Annotated in this window: 14 protein-coding genes; 12 read left to right on the forward strand and 2 right to left on the reverse strand. The window is 63.3% G+C overall.

What is annotated here, in order from left to right; genetic code table 11:
* The first annotated feature begins 5 nt into the window (after positions 1 to 5).
* The 12 genes from AQZ49_RS02175 (at position 6) to AQZ49_RS02230 (ending at position 16,883) form a co-directional block, all read left to right on the forward strand.
* Positions 6 to 572 (forward strand): dimethylamine monooxygenase subunit DmmA family protein, encoded by a 567-nt coding sequence (locus AQZ49_RS02175; protein ID WP_067612600.1) that lies wholly within the window; start codon positions 6 to 8, stop codon positions 570 to 572.
* Positions 569 to 1,519 (forward strand): PDR/VanB family oxidoreductase, encoded by a 951-nt coding sequence (locus tag AQZ49_RS02180; protein ID WP_231738609.1) that lies wholly within the window; start codon positions 569 to 571, stop codon positions 1,517 to 1,519. The genes AQZ49_RS02175 and AQZ49_RS02180 overlap by 4 nt, the downstream gene beginning before the upstream one ends.
* A 13-nt stretch (positions 1,520 to 1,532) precedes the next feature.
* On the forward strand, positions 1,533 to 2,594 hold the full coding sequence (locus AQZ49_RS02185; protein WP_067612141.1) for a heme-dependent oxidative N-demethylase family protein: 1,062 nt from the start codon (positions 1,533 to 1,535) through the stop codon (positions 2,592 to 2,594).
* A 13-nt stretch (positions 2,595 to 2,607) separates the two neighbouring features.
* Positions 2,608 to 3,303, forward strand: a complete 696-nt coding sequence (locus AQZ49_RS02190) for a helix-turn-helix domain-containing protein (protein WP_067612143.1) — start codon at positions 2,608 to 2,610, stop codon at positions 3,301 to 3,303.
* Positions 3,304 to 3,437: 134 nt separating this feature from the next.
* The gene (locus tag AQZ49_RS02195; protein WP_067612145.1) at positions 3,438 to 4,793 is read left to right on the forward strand and encodes an NAD(P)-binding domain-containing protein; all 1,356 of its coding nucleotides are present in this window, start codon (positions 3,438 to 3,440) and stop codon (positions 4,791 to 4,793) included.
* A 16-nt stretch (positions 4,794 to 4,809) separates the two neighbouring features.
* On the forward strand, positions 4,810 to 6,969 hold the full coding sequence (locus AQZ49_RS02200; RefSeq protein WP_067612148.1) for a trimethylamine N-oxide demethylase: 2,160 nt from the start codon (positions 4,810 to 4,812) through the stop codon (positions 6,967 to 6,969).
* 24 nt (positions 6,970 to 6,993) lie between these two features.
* Positions 6,994 to 8,613: a trimethylamine N-oxide permease gene (locus AQZ49_RS02205; protein ID WP_067612152.1), complete on the forward strand. Its 1,620-nt coding sequence runs from the start codon at positions 6,994 to 6,996 to the stop codon at positions 8,611 to 8,613.
* Positions 8,614 to 8,691: 78 nt separating this feature from the next.
* A complete protein-coding gene (locus AQZ49_RS02210) occupies positions 8,692 to 10,002 on the forward strand; it encodes an Hsp70 family protein (RefSeq protein WP_067612155.1) in 1,311 nt (436 codons plus the stop codon).
* A gap of 183 nt (positions 10,003 to 10,185) precedes the next feature.
* Positions 10,186 to 11,904 carry an outer membrane beta-barrel protein gene (locus AQZ49_RS02215; RefSeq protein ID WP_067612157.1) on the forward strand — a complete coding sequence of 573 codons (1,719 nt, stop codon included), beginning with the start codon at positions 10,186 to 10,188 and terminating at the stop codon, positions 11,902 to 11,904.
* 628 nt (positions 11,905 to 12,532) lie between these two features.
* A complete protein-coding gene (locus tag AQZ49_RS02220) occupies positions 12,533 to 14,248 on the forward strand; it encodes an outer membrane beta-barrel protein (RefSeq protein ID WP_197410880.1) in 1,716 nt (571 codons plus the stop codon).
* Positions 14,249 to 14,431: 183 nt separating this feature from the next.
* Positions 14,432 to 16,162: an outer membrane beta-barrel protein gene (locus AQZ49_RS02225; RefSeq protein ID WP_067612163.1), complete on the forward strand. Its 1,731-nt coding sequence runs from the start codon at positions 14,432 to 14,434 to the stop codon at positions 16,160 to 16,162.
* Positions 16,163 to 16,286: 124 nt separating this feature from the next.
* Positions 16,287 to 16,883: a response regulator transcription factor gene (locus AQZ49_RS02230; protein WP_197410881.1), complete on the forward strand. Its 597-nt coding sequence runs from the start codon at positions 16,287 to 16,289 to the stop codon at positions 16,881 to 16,883.
* On the opposite strand, the gene AQZ49_RS02235 is transcribed toward AQZ49_RS02230, so the two are convergent.
* Positions 16,873 to 17,511, reverse strand: coding sequence for a 2-dehydro-3-deoxy-6-phosphogalactonate aldolase (locus AQZ49_RS02235; protein WP_067612169.1), 639 nt, complete (start codon positions 17,509 to 17,511; stop codon positions 16,873 to 16,875). The genes AQZ49_RS02230 and AQZ49_RS02235 overlap by 11 nt on opposite strands.
* Positions 17,508 to 18,377: a 2-dehydro-3-deoxygalactonokinase gene (locus tag AQZ49_RS02240; protein WP_067612172.1), complete on the reverse strand. Its 870-nt coding sequence runs from the start codon at positions 18,375 to 18,377 to the stop codon at positions 17,508 to 17,510. Before AQZ49_RS02240 ends, AQZ49_RS02235 begins: the two co-directional genes overlap by 4 nt.
* Position 18,378 lies beyond the last annotated feature (1 nt).

An 18,378-nucleotide genomic window follows, 5' to 3' on the forward strand; every position in this document is an offset into this window, starting at 1 on the left:
TGTCGATGACCAACCGCCCCCGCTATGCCCCGCTTTCCCCGTTTGCGCAGGCGCGCGCCCATCTGCTGCTGTGCGATGGCGCCGCCATTCCCGACGACGCCTTTGCCCCCGGCCATGGCCTGACCGATTTCCCCGAACGCTGGACGGTGGCGGGGCATGCGCTGGTCATGCCGCAGCCGTTCGGGGCCCCGAGTGAACAGCGCTTTCGTTCGGCCAGCCATTTGCTTGCGCTGCTGCGTCATCGGCTTGCGGCGGAAACGATGGGCCTGCGGATCTATGCCGTGGGCAGTGAACCGTTCGTGTGGGATGTGGCAAAAATCGCGCGCGAGGCGGGCATGGGGCGCGAGGAAATGCGCCTGTTCGCCTGCGGGGCGCCGGAACGCCGCGTCGCCTGCGTGCATTGCCGCACGGTCAATCCCGGCGTCACCACCACGCTGGTCACATGCGCGGGCTGTGGCGCGGTGCTGACCGTACGCGATCATTTTTCGCGGGTCCACAACACCTGGATGGGGGTGCAGTGCGATGCCGAAGCGCCCGGCGAAGTGCCCCCGGTCGAGGATCTTTGCGCATGATGGACAACCACACGCTGACCCTGGTGGTGGCCGATGCCGCGCTGATCGCGCCGGGGCTGCGCCGCGTGCATCTGCGCGCCGCCGATGGCGCGCGGCTGCCACCCGCCGCCCCCGGCGCGCATATCACGCTCAGCCTGCCGGGCGCCGATGGCGCGCGGCCCTTGCGCAATTCCTATACGCTGGTCAGCGCCGACCCCGAACATGGCTATGAACTGATCGTGCGGCGCGCGGATCGTTCGCGCGGCGGATCGCGCCATATTCACGAGGCACTGGCGCCCGGCGACGTGATCGACGCGACCGTGCCGCACAACCTGTTTGCGTTGCACAGTCAGGCGAAAAAGCATCTGCTGATCGGCGGCGGCATCGGCATCACGCCGCTGCTGGCGTTTGTCGCCCGTTTGCGCGAAACCGGCGCGCCGTTCGAATTGCACCAGATCGCCAGCGCCGATGAAATCGGGGTGTTTGCCGCACTGCTGGCACCGCGCGCGGGCGAGCAGGTGCATATCCATGGCGGTCGCACCAGCCTCGATCTGCCCGCGTTGCTGGCGGCGCAACCGCTTGGAACCCATGTCTATACTTGTGGCCCGGCCGGGCTGATGGACCATGTAGAGGCCGCCGCCGCCGGGCTTGGCTGGCCATCGAGCCACGTCCATCGCGAGGATTTCGGCGCCGCCGGGGGCGAACCTTTCGTGCTGCGCCTCGCCGCTTCGGATATCGAGATCGCGGTGGCGGGCGACCAGACCATGCTCGAAGCGATCGAGGCGGCCGGCATCGACACGCCATCGCTGTGCCGGGGGGGCGCCTGCGGCGTGTGCATCCTGCCCGTACGGCAGGGCGAACCCGAACATCGCGACCATTTCCTGAGCGAAGCCGAGCGCGCACAGGGGTGCCATGTGATGCCCTGCGTCTCGCGCAGCCGCAGCGCCCTGCTCGTGCTCGATATCTGAAGGACACCCCGTGATGGCGACCCGGTTCAAGCCCGACGAAACGTTCCGCGACGATTTCCGCTATGGCAACAGCGAAACCGCGATCCTGCGCTTTCCCTTTCCGTTCGGCGAAGACGCCTACATGTATGGCGTCAACATGGAACCGCACACGCGCCCCGGATCGGCGGGCGTGTTTGCCGTAGGGTTCGATGTCGACGAACATTACGTGGCTGAATGCGCGGAACGCGCCAAAGTGCTGGCGCTGGAACCGGGCCGCTGTCTGGTGCTGCCGCATATGCGCGAGGCGGAGTGGGACACGCTCGAACTGATCATGGAAAGTCTGGCTGCGGACTATCCCGACCAGTTCACGCTCGAACGTGACGGGCTCGACTGGACCTGGACCAACCGACCACTGGGCATCCACCACACCTTTCGCTTTGGCGATGCGACCACCCTGCCCCATCCGCCGTTCGAATATATCGTGCGCCAGGCGCAGGGCGATTTCACGCTGCAGGATCAGCGCGATGGCACGCTGTACATCGATGGCGGCGTTGCCACCGTGCCCGCCGACTGGAGCCTGGCGTTCGATGTCGGCATGACGTTCCATGAATGGCATGGGCCAGTGCCGCTGGCGCATCAGGCCGGGGTGTTCGACCGCGCGCTGCAATATCTGATGCGGGTGCGTTATGGCCATCCGGCGCGGCGGCTCAACTGGACGATGACGATCAACCCGCGGCTCGACACCTCGCCCGAAAACTATCCGCTGTGGGGGCCCGATCGCGCCAGCCTGACCGCGGAAACGATTGGCGACCGGCTGTTCCTGCGCGTCGAATTGCAAAGCTTTTTCCGCCTGCCGCGATCGAACGCGTTGCTGTTCGGCATCCGGACGTATCTGGCCAGCCTGAACGAACTGACCCGCGTGCCCAAGTGGGGCCGCCGCCTGCACCGGGTGATGCGCGATCTGCATCCCGACATTGCCGAATACAAGGGTTTGACCCGCTATCGCGAGTTGCTGGTTGCCTATCTGGCCCAATTTGACGACGGTGCGCCCACGGCACCCGGCATCACGCCCGATTGTGCTGCTTTGTCGGATTGACGGGAGACCACAGATGCCACGCCGGGGACGCACCAGCGCGAACGATGAACCAGCGGTCGAAACGACCGATGCGCCCGCCCTGGCGGAACCGTTCCCGACCGGTTCGGGCGCCCCGCGCAACGATCCGCGCGCGCTGGAAAAGGCGCTGGGCCTGCGCGTGCGCCAGTTGCGTCGTCAGCAGGACTTGTCGGTGGCCGATCTCAGCGCGGCGGCGGGTCTGTCGACCGGGATGCTATCGAAGATCGAAAATGGCCAGATCTCGCCCTCGCTGACATCGGTGCATTCGCTGGCGCAGGCGCTCAACGTGCCGATTTCGGCGCTGTTTGCGCTGGCCGAGGATCGCCAGGACTGTTCGTTCGTGGCCGCCGGGCAGGGCGTGAAGATCGAACGGCGCGGCACCAAGGCAGGGCATATCTACCAATTGCTGGGCCATTTGCTCAGCGGTGATCTGGTGATCGAACCCTACATGATCACGCTGTCGGCCGACGCATTGCCCTATACCAGCTTTTCGCACAGCGGGACCGAACTGATCTATATGCTGGAGGGCGAGCTGTCCTATCGTCATGGCGATCGCAGCTATGAGCTCAAGGCCGGGGACACCTTGTTGTTCGACAGCCAGGCCCAGCATGGGCCGGAAGCGATGGGCGCCGGCGTGATACGCTATCTGTCGATCATCATCTATCCCCGCGCGGGCAGCACCGGGGGCTGAATTGTGCAGGAAACATTCTTTATACGAAATTATTTTTCCTAAGAGTTGACGGTAATCGGGGTGCCGGTTATCGTTCGGCATGATGTTGGCGCCGCGAAATCGGGCGCCGGACTGCCATGGGGCGGGAGACAGTGATGGCCAAGCGGATTGCAGTGATTGGTGCCGGTGCGAGCGGACTTGCCGTGCTGCGTGCGTTCCAGAGCGCCAAAGCCAAGGGGATCGCGGTTCCCGAGGTGGTCTGCTTTGAAAAGCAGGACGATTGGGGCGGCTTGTGGAAATACACCTGGCGCACCGGTCTCGACCAGTTTGGTGAACCCGTCCACGGATCGATGTACCGCTATCTGTGGTCGAACGGCCCCAAGGAATGCCTCGAATTCGCGGATTACTCGTTCGAAGAGCATTTCGGGCGTCCGATCCCGTCATATCCGCCGCGCGCGGTGCTGCACGATTATATCATGGGCCGGGTCGAACGCGCGGGGGTGCGCCCTTATGTGCGCTTCAACAGCCCCGTGCGCTGGGTGTCGTGGGATGACGCCGGCAAACTGTTCACCGTGCGGGTCAAGGACCAGATTGCCGACGAGACCTACGAGGAAACGTTTGACCACGTGATCGTGTCCTCGGGGCATTTTTCCACCCCCAACGTGCCGCAGTTCGAAGGCATCGAAACGTTCCCCGGCCGGGTGATGCACGCGCACGATTTCCGCTCTGCCGATGAATTCGCGGGCAAGGACGTGCTGATGGTCGGCAGTTCCTATTCGGCCGAAGACATCGGCACGCAATGCATCAAGTATGGCGCGCGGTCGGTCACGTTCAGCTATCGCACGCGCCCGCTGCCGTTCGACTGGCCTGAACAGTTCGAACAACGCCCCTTGCTGACCAAAGTCGAAGGCAACACCGTCCATTTCATCGACGGCACCTCAAAAGTGGTCGATGCCATCGTGATGTGCACCGGCTATCTGCACCATTTCCCGTTCCTGACCGACGATCTGCGTCTGGTCACGCACAACCGGCTCTATCCCGGCAATCTGTGGCAGGGGGTGGTGTGGCAGGACAATCCCGCGCTGTTCTATGTCGGCATGCAGGACCAGTTTTTCACATTCAACATGTTCGACGCGCAGGCCTGGTTTGTGCGCGACGTGATCCTGGGCAAGATCGCCATCCCCGATGCCGCAACCCGCGCCGCCAGCAGTGCCGAATGGCAGGCCCGTGAGGAAGCCGCCGCCAATCCCGAGCAGCAGATCGATTTCCAGGCGGCTTATGTGGCGCAGTTGATCGCCGCGACCGATTATCCGCACCTCGATACCGAGGCGGTGGCCGCGCTGTTCAAACAGTGGGAGCACGACAAGCAGCACGATATCATGGGCTATCGCAACCAGTCCTACCGCTCGGTACTGACCGGCACGATGAGCCCGCGTCACCACACCCGCTGGATGGAGGCGCTCGACGATTCGCTCGAAGCGTTCCTGGCCACCAGCGACACCACCGTCTGATTGCAAGAGCGGGTCAATGGCCACGGCAACGCGCAGCGACCCGCCCTTGCCCGCCGCGCAGGACCGCCTGTTCGTGGTGCCGGGCGGCAGCGAGGCACAGTTTGCACTCGGTCCCGGTGATCGCGTGCGGATCGTCGATCCCGAAGGACTGCAACCCGGGGTGCTGGTGCGCCATGCCGCCGATGGGGACGAGGCGATCGCGCTGTTTGGCGATGTTGCAGGGGCAGAGCACCGGTTCACCGCCGATCGTGCGATGACCGTCACGCTGACCGCGCCAGGCGCGCCGATGGCGCCCGAGGCGCAGGATGCGCCGACCGACCTGCACGTGCATATTGCCCGCGCCGATGCGAGCGCCGACTTGCCCCCGCCGTTGGCCGAACCGTTGCTCGATGTGCGCGTCGATGCCGCCACCGCGCGCGCCTATCGCGTGCGCGCCGGGGACTATATCCAGATCATCGATGTTGCCGGGCGGCAATGTTCCGATTTCCTGGCGTTCGATGCCGCGGCGCTCGATCGCGGCGAAGAACGCGGGCTCGATCCCACCGTCACGCGCACGTTGATGGGGCGCAGTTTCTCCAGCCCCGGGCTTCATGCACGCTATTTCGACGCCGACTTGCGCCCGCTGGTCGAAGTGGTGGCCGATACGGTGGGTCGGCATGACACATTTCTGCTGGCCTGCACGGCCAAGTATTACGACGATCAGGGCTATCCCGGGCATGCCAATTGCACCGACAATTTCAACCGCGCGCTGGCCGAGCACGGCGTGGCGGCGCGCGCAGGCTGGCCCGCGATCAATTTCTTCTACAACACCTTCGTTGCCGAAGACGGCACCATCGGCATGGACGAACCGTGGTCGCGCCCCGGCGACTATGTGCTGCTGCGCGCGGCCGTCGATCTGGTTTGCGCGTCATCCTCGTGTGCCGATGACATCGATCCGGCCAATGGCTGGGAACCCACCGACATCCATGTCCGCATCTATGACAGGAGTGCCGCGCTGCGCGCCGGCAATGCCCATCGCATGACCCCAGACGCCCCTCCCCGGTTGACCCGCGAAACCGGATTTCACCCGCGCACTGCCGCACTGACCCGCCAGATGATCGACTATCGCGGGTTCTGGTTGCCCAGCGCCTATACCAATCACGGGGCGATTGCCGAATACTGGGCCTGCCGCCAGCGCGCCGCGCTGATCGACCTGTCGCCCTTGCGCAAGTTCGAGGTGACCGGGCCCGATGCGGAAACGTTGATGGATCTGGCCGTCACGCGCGACATGACCAAGCTGGCCGTCGGGCAGATCGTCTATACCGCGATGTGCCACGAAACCGGCGGGATGATCGACGACGGCACGGTGTTCCGCCTGGGCCCCACCAATTTCCGCTGGGTCTGCGGCGAAGACTGGTGCGGCGTGTGGCTGCGCCAGCTTGCCGCCGAGCGCGGGTTGCAGGCGTGGGTGCGTTCATCCACCGACCAGCTTGCCAATGTCGCGTTGCAGGGCCCCTTGTCGCGCACCATTCTGGCCCCGCTGGTGACCACCCCCGCGCATCGGCCCAGCGTGGCCGAACTGGGCTGGTTCCGCTTTACCACCGGGCGGCTTGGCGATGTGCCGGTGGTGGTGTCGCGCACCGGCTATAGCGGAGAGCTTGGCTATGAAATCTGGTGCCACCCGACCCGCGCGCCGGAACTGTGGGACGCGCTGATCGCTGCAGGTGAACCGCACGGGCTGTTGCCGGCCGGGCTTGATGCGCTCGACATGTTGCGTATCGAGGCGGGACTGGTGTTTGCGGGCTATGAATTCTGCGACCAGACCGACCCGTTCGAGGCCGGCATCGGCTTTGCCGCGCCCAAATCAAAGCGCACCGCCTTCGTCGGGTCCGAGGCGCTGGCACGGCGGCGCGAGCATCCGCAGCGCACACTGGTGGGGCTCAATATCGAGGGTGCCGATCATGTCGGGCACGGCGATGCGGTCTATGCCGGGCGGGTACAGGTCGGCGTGATCACCAGCGCCACGCGATCGCCGGTGCTCAACCGCACGATCGCGCTGGCGCGGATCGATGTGACGCAGGCGGCGCCGGGCACTGTGCTCGCCATCGGCAAGCTGGACGGGCAGCAGAAACGTATCGGTGCCCAGGTCGTGCGGTTTCCGCATTACGATCCCGACAAGACGCGCGTCCGATCCTGATCCCCCCGTTGCGAAGGACGAACAATGGCAAGTGTGGCGCACGCCGAACCGGCTGACAGCCCGGGACTGCAACGCGGGATAAGCTGGACCGGCGCGTTCTGGATCGCCAGCGGGGTGCCTGCGCTGGTGCTGTTCACGGTCGGCACGATTGCCGCCTCGGTCGGCACTGCGTCGTGGCTGGTGTGGACGCTGTCGATCCTGTTCGGGTTTATCCAGGCGTTCAGCTATGCCGAAATCGCCGGGCTGTTTCCCGACAAGTCGGGCGGCGCCTCGGTCTATGGCGCAGTGGCCTGGGCGCGCTATTCAAAGCTGTTTGCACCGGTTTCGGTGTGGTGCAACTGGCTGGCCTGGTCGCCGGTGCTGGCGATCGGATCGGGACTGGCGGCGGGGTTTTCGCTGTCGATCCTGTTCGGCGCCAATGCCGCGATCAACACCTGGCAGGTCACTCTGGTCGATCTGTCGATGCTCAAGGCGGGGCTGACGCTGCGCATCAATGCCACCGCGATCATCGGCGCAGCGTTTTTGCTGATTGCCTTTGCGATCCAGCATCGCGGGATCAGTTCGACCGCGCGCACCCAGGTCGTGCTGGGTGTGGTTGCCTTGCTGCCGCTGTTGCTGATCGGGCTGGTTCCGTTGCTGACCGGTGATCTGCCGCGCGCCAATATCTGGCCGATCCTGCCGCTGACGCACGATGCCGCCGGGCACCCGGTGAACGGCCATTGGGATGCGATGGGCATTTCGATCTTCATGGGCGGGCTGTTTGTCGCGGCATGGTCGACATACGGGTTCGAAACGGCGGTGTGCTATACTCGCGAATTCCGCAATCCGGCCAGCGACACGTTCAAGGCGATCCTGTCGTCGGGGCTGTTGTGCATCGTGGTGTTCACGCTGGTACCGATCAGTTTTCAGGGTGTGCTCGGGCTGAACGGCATGCTGGCGCCCGACATTGCCGACAACATGGGCGTGGGCAAGGCGATGGCGGGGATGATCCACGCCGGGCCGGTGGTTGGCAACGTGATCGTGGTGATGATGATCCTGGCGCTGCTGCTGGCGATCATCATGTCGATGGCCGGGTCTTCGCGCACGCTCTATCAGGCATCGACCGATGGCTGGCTGCCGCGCTATCTGGGCCGGGTCAACCATGCCGGGGCGCCGACCGCGGCGATGTGGACCGATCTGGGGTTCAACCTGATCCTGCTGTCGATGTCGGACTACGTGTTCGTGCTGGGCGTGTCGAACGTCTGCTATATCCTGTTCAACTTTCTCAATCTCAATTCGGCATGGATCCACCGCATGGATCGCCCCGGCTGGGAACGCCCCTATCGTGCGCCCAACGTGTTGCTGGGCGCAGGTACGGTGTTGTCGTTCGTCAATCTGGCGTTGATGGGGGTTGGTGCCGATTTGCTGGGCAAAGGCACGCTTTACACCGGGCTGGTGTGCGTCGCGCTGATCCTCCCGGTGTTTGCCTGGCGGCACTATGTGGTCGACAAGGGCCACTTTCCCGCCGACATGGTCGATGATCTGCACTTGCGCCCCGAACCGGGTGTGGCCACCGGCGCGGGCTATCTGCCCCACCTGACGGTTCTGGCGGGGATCGCGGTGATCGCCATCAGCCACTGGCTGGCGGTGCTGCCGCCGGCCTGATCGCATGTGCGGTTGCCGGATCGCGGCGACGCTGCCATAGCGCCCGACCGTTCCACCGACGCCGAGGAATTATTCGCCATGTCGCCGCACAGGCACGCCGCATTGGGCATCGATTTCGGCACGACCAATTCGGTGGTGGCGCGCGCCGATGCAGCAGGCGCGGTCGATCTGGTCGATTTCGCCACGCCCGATGGCCCGGCCCAAGTGTTCCGGTCCGCCTTGTGTTTCTGGCACGACGAAGCGGTGCGCGGCGGGCTGGCCGATGCCGCAGGGCCCTGGGCGATCGCCGAATTTCTCGACTATCCCTCGGCCTCGCGGTTTATCCAGTCGTTCAAGTCGGTGGCGGCCAATGCGGCGTTCGAACACGCGACACTGTTTGAAAAACGCCTGCGGTTTGAAGAGCTCGGACAGATTTTTCTGCGCCATCTGACCGCGCATGGCGGCTCGGCGATGCGCGATCTGCCCGATCACGTGGTGGTCGGGCGCCCGGTGCGTTATGTCGGATCGCGCCCCGATGCGGCGCTGGCGCGCACGCGTTATGAGGCGATGTTCGCCGCGCTGGGTCGCAAGGTCGCCTATGTCTATGAACCGCTGGGCGCCGCCTACAGCTTTGCCGCGCGGCTGACCGAACCGGCGGTGCTGCTGGTGGCCGACTTTGGCGGCGGCACCAGCGACTTTTCGGTGGTGCAAGTGGCCGAACCGGGCGCGGCGCAACGCTGCACACCGTTGGGCGCCGCAGGGATCGGGATCGCCGGAGACCGGTTCGATTTCCGCATCATGGATCAATTGGTGCTGCCGCTGCTCGGCAAAGGCGGCACCTATCGCTCGTTCGACAAAGTGCTGGAAATTCCACCCGCGCACTTTGCCGATTTTGGCGACTGGTCGCGGCTGGCGCTGATGCGCAACCGGCGCACGCTCGAACAACTGGCCCGGCTGCGCCACAGTGCCACCGATCCCGCCGCGATCGGGCGGATGATCGCGGTGGTCGAAAACGAGCTGGGCCATGGGCTTTACGAAGCAGTCGGGCAGATCAAGCGTGCCCTGTCGGGCGCCACCCACGGCCAGTTCCGGTTCAGCGGCGAAGGGTTGACGATCGAGGCCGAAGTCAGCCGCGCGCAATTCGAACAGTGGATCGCGCCCGATCTGCACCGCATTGCCGAAACGGTCGACAGCGCAATCGCCGGCGCAGGCCTGGCCCCGCACCAGATTGACCATGTGTTCCTGACCGGCGGATCATCGCTGATTCCGGCAGTGCGCAACCTGTTTGCGCAGCGATTTGGTGAGGCAAAACTGGCCGGTGGCGGGGAATTGACATCGATCGCACACGGGTTGGCGCTGATCGCACAAGCGCCCGATCTGGGTCAATGGTTGGCGCCCGAAACCGACTAGATACCGGCCCACGTACGCCATTTGACGTACATCATTCTGAAATCTTTACGAAAACTTTATGCTGCATCAGCGAACCGCCCTTTGCTTCTTAATCCGCTTGGCGCCTAGCGATGATGCCCGTCGGACCACAGCGTGAAGCCCGCAAAACCGGGTGCGCGATCGGAGCCGACATGAGGGCACACGATGAAGCGATCTTATGCAGGCCTCTATGCGGGGCTGATGCTTGGCACCGCGATGGGGTTGAGCACCACTGCGGCGGCTGAAACCGCCGACGCGGGCGATCAGGCGGCCAGCGCACCGGCTGCGGCGCCTGCACCGGCGGCCGCACCTGCAGCACCGGCCACCATCAAGGATTCCGCGCTGGGCACCAGCGTGATCGGACGATTCTTCAACTATCAGGCCGCCGAATGGGGCCTGGCTGCATCGCCGCTGGAAACCGATCCGAACGCGCCTGCGTCGCGCCGCGCCGATTGGACACCGGCCCCGACCACATCGCCGCCTTATCCGTTCACCGAATATTCCTATGGCGGCACCACGCTACTGGGCGTCAACCGGCCCAATTCGGTCGACAGCCCGCTGATGACGGCGCTCGCCGATACGAGCCTGGGCCAGGCGCTGGCCAAGGCGCATATCCAGGTCTATGGCTGGGTCGATGTCGGCGGCAACCTGTCGACCAGCAATGTGCGCCAGGGCAACGCGCCCGCGGCCTATGACTTTGCTCCCAACACTGTCGTGCTCGACCAGGCGGTGTACTATATCGAACGCACGCCAGACACCGTGCAGACCGATCATGTTGACTGGGGTTTTCGCGTATCGGGGCTGTACGGCACCAATTACCGTTATACTGCCAGCCGGGGCTTTCTGGTCGATCAGGGTCTATACCAGAAGAACAAGGTCAACGGCTATGACATGCCGATGATCTATGCGGAAATCTTCGTGCCGCAGGTTGCCCAGGGTTTGATGATCCGTATCGGCCGGTACATCTCTTTGCCTGATATCGAAGCGCAGCTTGCGCCAAACAACTATATGTATTCGCATTCATTGACCTATACCTTCGACAACTACACCAACGAAGGTGTGCAGTTGACGCTGGCGGCGACCAAGAACCTGTTCCTGCAACTGGGTATCAGCGCCGGGTCTGACACCGCGCTGTGGAACGCCAACCAGAAATTGCCGAACTACGCCTATGGCCAGGTGTTCTACAACGCCGACGGCAGCGCCGTAACCGACACGCTGTTCCCCAATGCAAACTTCAAGCGCGATCCCGGCGCCAAGCCGTCAATCACCGCTTGCGTACGCTATCAAAACAATTCCGCGCGCGACAACATCTATCTGTGCGCGGACGCGATCAACAGCGGCACCTGGGGTTACAACAACCTGCAATGGTTTGGTGGCACGTATTACCACAAGTTCACGTCGAATACCCACGTTGCGCTGGAAGTCTATGACCTTTACCAGAAACACGTGATCAACGTGGACCCAGGTTCGGCCGGTGCCGCGATCTTTGCCGCCGGTGGCACGCCGTTCAGCCCGCAGTTCTATCCGTTCAACGGCCCCAGCGGCGCGCAGTGCGCCAATCCCGACGCCCTGTCGTGCACCGCGCACACGTTTGCGACGCTCGCCTATTGGAACTGGGAACCCGATCCGCTCGACAACGTGTCGCTGCGCACCGAATACTACAACGATGAGGAAGGCCAGCGCACCGGCACCAAGACCCGCTATTGGGAAGTGGGTCTGGGGCTGCAGCACTGGTTCTCGCCGCAGATCGAGGTGCGCCCCGAATTGACCTATTACCGCTCGATCGACGCGGCGGCGTTCAACATCGATCCCACCGGCACCGGCCCCAGCAATCCCAAGAACCACCAGTTGGTGGCTGCTGGCGACGTGATCGTCCACTTCTGACCTGTTCGTGCAAGCTGGCCGGTATCGCGGATTGAGCCCCACGATTCCATGCCACGCCTGGACTGGCCCCGGGATCGCGCTTGCGGTTTCGGGGCCTCTTTTATCCGCATAGTCCGGTCCGTATATGCGCGCCGTCAAAAAAACCACTGATGACAATCACGCATGCGCGCAAATGATCAATTTGGTGATTCGCAAAGCGACGTATTAAATGCTGCTTTTTTAGCAACTTGGTAGTGCTTGATTGCTAAAATTCCACCAATATGGATATAAAGTTGCGCATATTTATTGGATGCAAACGAAACCAACCGTTGCTGCGCTGCAACACTGCATTAGCGAAAGTGGGGTCAAATATAAAAGGCGTTTAAACGTCCACCCTTGTTGGGTAGCCCGGAACTCGGGGGTGGCAACGTAAGCAGGTGCCATGCCCCACTCGAATGATTGGGATTGATACGACCATAACCGGTGGGAACTGTGCGCTGGATGCATGCATCCGGGGCACAAATGATAAAACGGCGTATCGACCCCCAAAAGTACAAAAAGTGGTGAAACACCACAAACTGGGGCTCAAAAAACCATGCGAAAGCATAACCTCGCGTATTGCGTGGGGCTGGCGCTTGCGACCACCGCAATGCCAGCCTTCGCCGCTGCCGACAAAGCCGATGGCGCCGTCGTCAGCACATCAGCCGACGCCGGAACGCCGACTGGATCGGGCGATCAGACCGCACCAGCCGCCACACCTGCAGCAACACCGCCGGCACCCGCCACCATCACCGATGCCTCGCTGGGCACGAGCGTCATCGGACGGTTCTTCAAGTATCAGGCCGCCGAATGGAACCAGGCAGCCTCGCCGCTGGCGACCGATCCCAATGCCCCTCCCGGACGGCGCGGCTATTTCCCGCCGCAACCGGTCACGCAGCCGCCTTATCCCTTCACCGAATGGCCCTATGGCGCGGCGACCGCACTGGGGGCCAATCGTGCTGCCTCGGTCGACAGCCCGTTCATGGTGGCGATCGCCGACACCGACGTGGGCAAGGCACTGTCGTCGGCCCATATCCAGACCTATGGCTGGGTCGATGTCGGCGGCAACCTGTCGACCAGCAAAGTGCAGGGCGGCAACGCGCCTGCGGCCTATGCCTATGATCCCAATACGGTATTGCTCAACCAGGTGGCGCTCTATGTGGAACGCACGCCTGATACCGTGCAGGAAGACCATGTCGACTGGGGTTTCCGCGTTGGCGGTGTCTACGGGTCTGACTATCACTACACCGCCTCGCGCGGGTTCCTTGTCGATCAGGGGCTGTTCGAACGGAACAAGGTCAACGGGCTGGATATCCCGATGATCTATGGCGAATTGTATATTCCCCACATAGCCAAGGGGCTGTTGATCCGTGTAGGCCGCTATATCTCGGTTCCGGATATCGAGGCACAGCTCGCGCCCAACAACTATATGTATACGCACTCGATCACGTATACCTATGACAACTATACCAACGAAGGCATTGCGCTGACGCTGGCGGTCACCAAGAACCTGTTCCTGCAGGCTGCGGTTGCGGCCGGCACCGATTCCGCACTGTGGAACGCGCACCAGACCCTTACCAACTATCTGCCCAATCCGCTGTTCCCCGGCAACACGTTCAAGCGCGACCCGGGGTCAAAGCCCGCGTTCACCGCCTGTGCGCGGTATCAGTCGGATTCGGCCAGCGACAACCTTTACTTGTGCATGGACGCGATCGACAACGGCACCTGGGGGTACAACAACCTCCAGTGGTTCGGCATGACCTATTACCACAAGTTTTCCAACAAGTTCCACGTCGCGTTCGAAACCTACACGCTGTTCCAGCGCCATGTCCTGAACCTCAACTATCAGGCCGCGGTGCCCTATGCCGGACAGAATCCTGGCGAAACCACCGGCCAATATATCTGGCAGAGCGGCGGCACGCCGTTCAGCCCGACCTTCAACAATGGCGCAAACCCGGGCTATTATCCGTTCAACGGGCCCAGCGCGGCGCAGTGCAACAACACCACGCAGGTTTCCTGTACCGCCCGTTCCGCGACGGAACTGTCGTACTGGAACTATGAATTCAACCCGCTGAACAACATTTCGTTCCGCGAAGAATTCTACAACGACGAAGAAGGCCAGCGCACCGGCTACAAGACCCGCTATTATTCGGTCGGGTTCGGGTATCAGCACTGGTTCGGGCCGCAGATCGAAGTCCGCCCCGAAATCGTCTATTACCACTCGCTCGATACCAAGGCCTTCAACAACAACAATTTCACCGGCGATACGTCGCAGGGGAAAAACTACCAGTTGTTGGTGTCGGGCGACATCATCATCCACTGGTGATCGCCACCATGCGCAATTTCCGGCGCAGTCCGGGAATTGCGCATGGGCCGATTTTACAAGTGCACGCAGTTGTCCCGATTGCGAAGCAGTGCGGATTGGCGCTGCCTCGCAATCGTGGATGGCAATCGAACCGTCACCTCCGCCAGGACGCTTGAGGCGGTTCGCGCTTTATAAGGGCAATCGATGACCAAACCTTCCTCCGTGCTCTACGCCGGTCTGTTGCTGGGCAGTGCGCTGTCGGGCGCAACCGCCGCACACGCCGCGCCCCCCGACAGCGCTTCGGGCGACCAGCCTGCATCGGCGCCCGCCGCATCGACCCCGGCCAACCCCGCCACGATCAAGGATTCCGCGCTCGGCACCAGCGTGATCGGCCGGTTCTTCAACTATCAGGCCGCCGAATGGGGCCTGGCAGCCTCCCCGCTCGAAGTCGATCCGAATGCCCCGGCGCCGCGCCGCGCCGACTGGGCGCCCGCGCCTGCCACATCGCCGCCTTATCCGTTCACCGAATATTCCTATGGGGGCACCACGCTGCTGGGGGTCAACCGGCCCAATTCGGTCGACAGCCCGTTGATGGTGGCGATCGGCGATACCGGGCTGGGCCAGGCCATGGCCAAAGCCCATATCCAGGCCTATGGCTGGGTCGATGTCGGCGGCAACCTGTCGACCAGCAATGTGCGGCAGGGTAACCAGCCGGCGGCCTATGCCTTTGCGCCCAACACGGTGATGCTCGACCAGGCGGTGCTCTATGTCGAACGCACGCCCGATACCGTGCAGAACGATCATGTCGACTGGGGATTTCGTGTGTCGGGCATCTATGGCACCGACTATCGTTATACCGCCAGCCGGGGGTTTCTGGTCGATCAGGGGCTGTTCCAGCGCAACAAGGCCAACGGCTATGACATGCCGATGATCTATGGCGAGATCTTCATTCCGCAGGTCGCACAGGGCCTGATGATCCGCTTTGGCCGCTATATCGCCTTGCCCGATATCGAGGCGCAATTGGCGCCCAACAACTATATGTATACCCATTCGCTGACGTATACTTATGACAACTATACCAACAATGGCATACAGTTGACGCTGGCAGCGACCAAGAACCTGTTTCTGCAACTGGGTGTCAGCATGGGGTCCGACACCGCGTTCTGGAACGCTGATCAGAAACTGCCCAACTATGCGGTGCAGCAATATGGCGCGGCGATCCCCTATATCAACGCACTGGGCCAGAATGCCACCACCGCCGATACGCTCTATCCCAACGCGACGTTCAAGCGCGATCCGGGGTCAACGCCATCGGTTACCGCATGCATTCGCTATCAGAACCAGTCGGCGCGCGACAACATCTACCTTTGCGGCGATGCGATCAATGCCGGCAACTGGGGCTATAACAACCTGCAATGGTGGGGCGGGACATATTACCACAAGTTCACCGACACCACGCATATCGCGTTTGAAAGCTATACGCTCTACCAGAAAAAGGTCGTCAACGTTGACGCCGGGTCACCTGGTCTGGCGATCTATGAAGCGGGCGGGACACCGTTCAGCCCGCAGTTCTATCCCTTCAACGGCCCGGGCGGCGCGCAATGCGCCAATGTCAACGCGGTGTCGTGCACCGCGCACGTGTTCACCATGCTGACGTATCTGAACTGGGAACCCGACCCGCTCGACAATCTGTCGTTCCGCACCGAATATTACAACGACGAGGAAGGCCAGCGCACCGGCACCAAGACGCGGTATTGGGAAACCGGCATCGGCTGGCAGCACTGGTTTTCACCGCAGATCGAGGTGCGCCCCGAAATTGTCTATTATCGATCGATCGATGCTGCAGCCTTCAACATCAATCTGGCCACCGGCGATGCCAGCCAGGCCAAGAACCACCAGTTGATGGCTTCGGCCGACGTAATCCTCCACTTCTGACGCGCCGGTCCGCAGCCTGCGATATCAACGGGCTGCGGACGTCGGGCTGCAAATCGGCTTTGTATGCCTGCATCTGAAGGCTTATGGAGCGGCCAAGGAGAAAGTTCGTACCGTCATGGCTAGCGTGTCACCCGTGATCTTGTGCATCGAAGACGACAAGGACACGGCAACGCTGCTGGCCGAGGATCTGGGCGAGCGCGGGTATCAGGTGCGCCAGGCGCACGATGGCGCCGAAGGGCTGCGGCTGATCCTCTCCGAACGCCCGGATCTGGTGTTGTGCGATATCAGCCTGCCGCTGCTGTCGGGGTTCGACATCCTGGCGCGGCTGGCCGAGATGAACCCGCGCCTGGGGCACATGCCGTTCCTGTTCCTGACCGCATTCACCGATCGCGATTCGATGATCAAGGCGCGCAATCTGGGCGCGGACGACTATGTGACCAAGCCCGTCGATTTCGAACTGCTCGACGCGATCATCCGGCAAAAGCTCGACCGCACGCCCAAAAGCGATATCTGGCCGGTGACCGTGCATCTCAACCCGCGCGAAATCGAAATTCTGACCTGGGCCGCGCGCGGCAAGACTTCGTCGGAAATCGCACAGATCCTCGGCCTGTCAAAACGGACAGTCGATTTCCACGCTGACAACGCGCGCACCAAACTGGGCGCGGCCACCCGGATCGAGGCGACCATCAAGGCCGCCACCCAGCGCATCATCAATCCCTGAGCGGGATCGCCGCCACATAGGCGCGCGCGCGCTGCGCCACTTCGGACGCGGTCAGACCGGGCTTGTAGAGCCCCGAACCCAGCCCCGCGCCTTGTGCCCCGGCGGCCATCCAGATCGCCAGATTGTCGATCCCCACCCCGCCGACCGCAAACATCGGCGTGGTTGCCGGCAGCACCGCGCGCTGGGCCCGCAGCACGGCCGGACTGGCCGCTTCGGCGGGAAACAGCTTGAGCCCGTGAGCCCCGGCATCGAGCGCAACAAACGCCTCGGTCGGCGTGAAATAGCCGGGCAACGACACCAGCCCCGCCGCGACACTGGCACGGATCACCGCCGCATCGACGTTGGGCGACACGATCAGCCGCCCGCCTGCCGCAGCAACCGCAGCAACCTGGGTCACGCGCAACACAGTGCCCGCGCCGATCAACACGTCGGGGCCGTAGCGCCCGGCCAGGCGCGCTATCGAATCGAGCGGGTCGGGCGAATTGAGTGGGACCTCGATCATCGCGAAGCCCGCCTCGACGAGGGCGTCGCCGATGTCACAGACTTCGTCGGGGCGCACCCCGCGCAGGATCGCCACCAACGGGCAGCGCGCCAGCGCGTTGTGGAACAAGCTGTCGGATGGGGTCATGGTTGGCTCGCTTTCCAGATGTGGGTCACGCCTGCGACAAACGCGGCGTGGCTGTCGATGATGATCGGGGTGCCCCCGGCCAGGCGGATGGCCGAGGCATAGAGCGCGCCAAGCTGCGGATCGGCCAGCAGATGAACCACTTGTCCGTCCGCAAGGTCTTCGCCACCGACATCGTGGCCGATCAACAGGCCGGAGGCATAGGCGGCGCTCTGCTCGATCGGGCGGCGCCCCAGCAGCGCGGCGGCGCGCACCCGGAACAGCAGGGTGGTCAACCGGCCCGACAGCCCGTCACGCACGCCTTCGCGGAACGCCGCATCATCGGTGACGTCGCCGCCCAGAAAATCGGCCAGCAGACTGTGCGCCTTGAGCAGCGCAAACACCTCGCCGGTCATCGCGGTGGCAAAGGTGGTCAGCCGACCATCCGCCACGCGCGCCCATTTGCAATGCGTGCCCGGCTGGCACAGCAGTGCGGTGTCGGGCACCAGACCGCCGGCGACTGCGCCCAGCACTTGTACTTCTTCGCCGCGCATCACGTCGCCTGCCGGATCGGCCAGCCCCGGCACGATCGCGGTACGGCCATCGTCGAGCCAGTGCAGCGCCGCGCCCAGATCGGCAATGCCGGCCGGACAGTCCAGATAGGGCACATTGATCCAGCCGCGCGCCGATCCGACCATCCCGGCCAGAATCACCGGCCAATCCCCAAACCGCGCGCGGATCGCCGCCACTTCTTCGGCAAAGCCCCCCGCCGGTACCGCCAGCAGGCCCATGCCGTTGCGTTCGGTCCGGCACACCTGGCCCGCCGCATCGAGCAGATAGACCCGGCGGTTGGTGGTGCCCCAGTCGATCGCGATCAGATTGCCGGTCATA

Origin of the sequence: Novosphingobium sp. FSW06-99 (assembly GCF_001519065.1) — a bacterium.
Lineage (GTDB): Bacteria > Pseudomonadota > Alphaproteobacteria > Sphingomonadales > Sphingomonadaceae > Novosphingobium.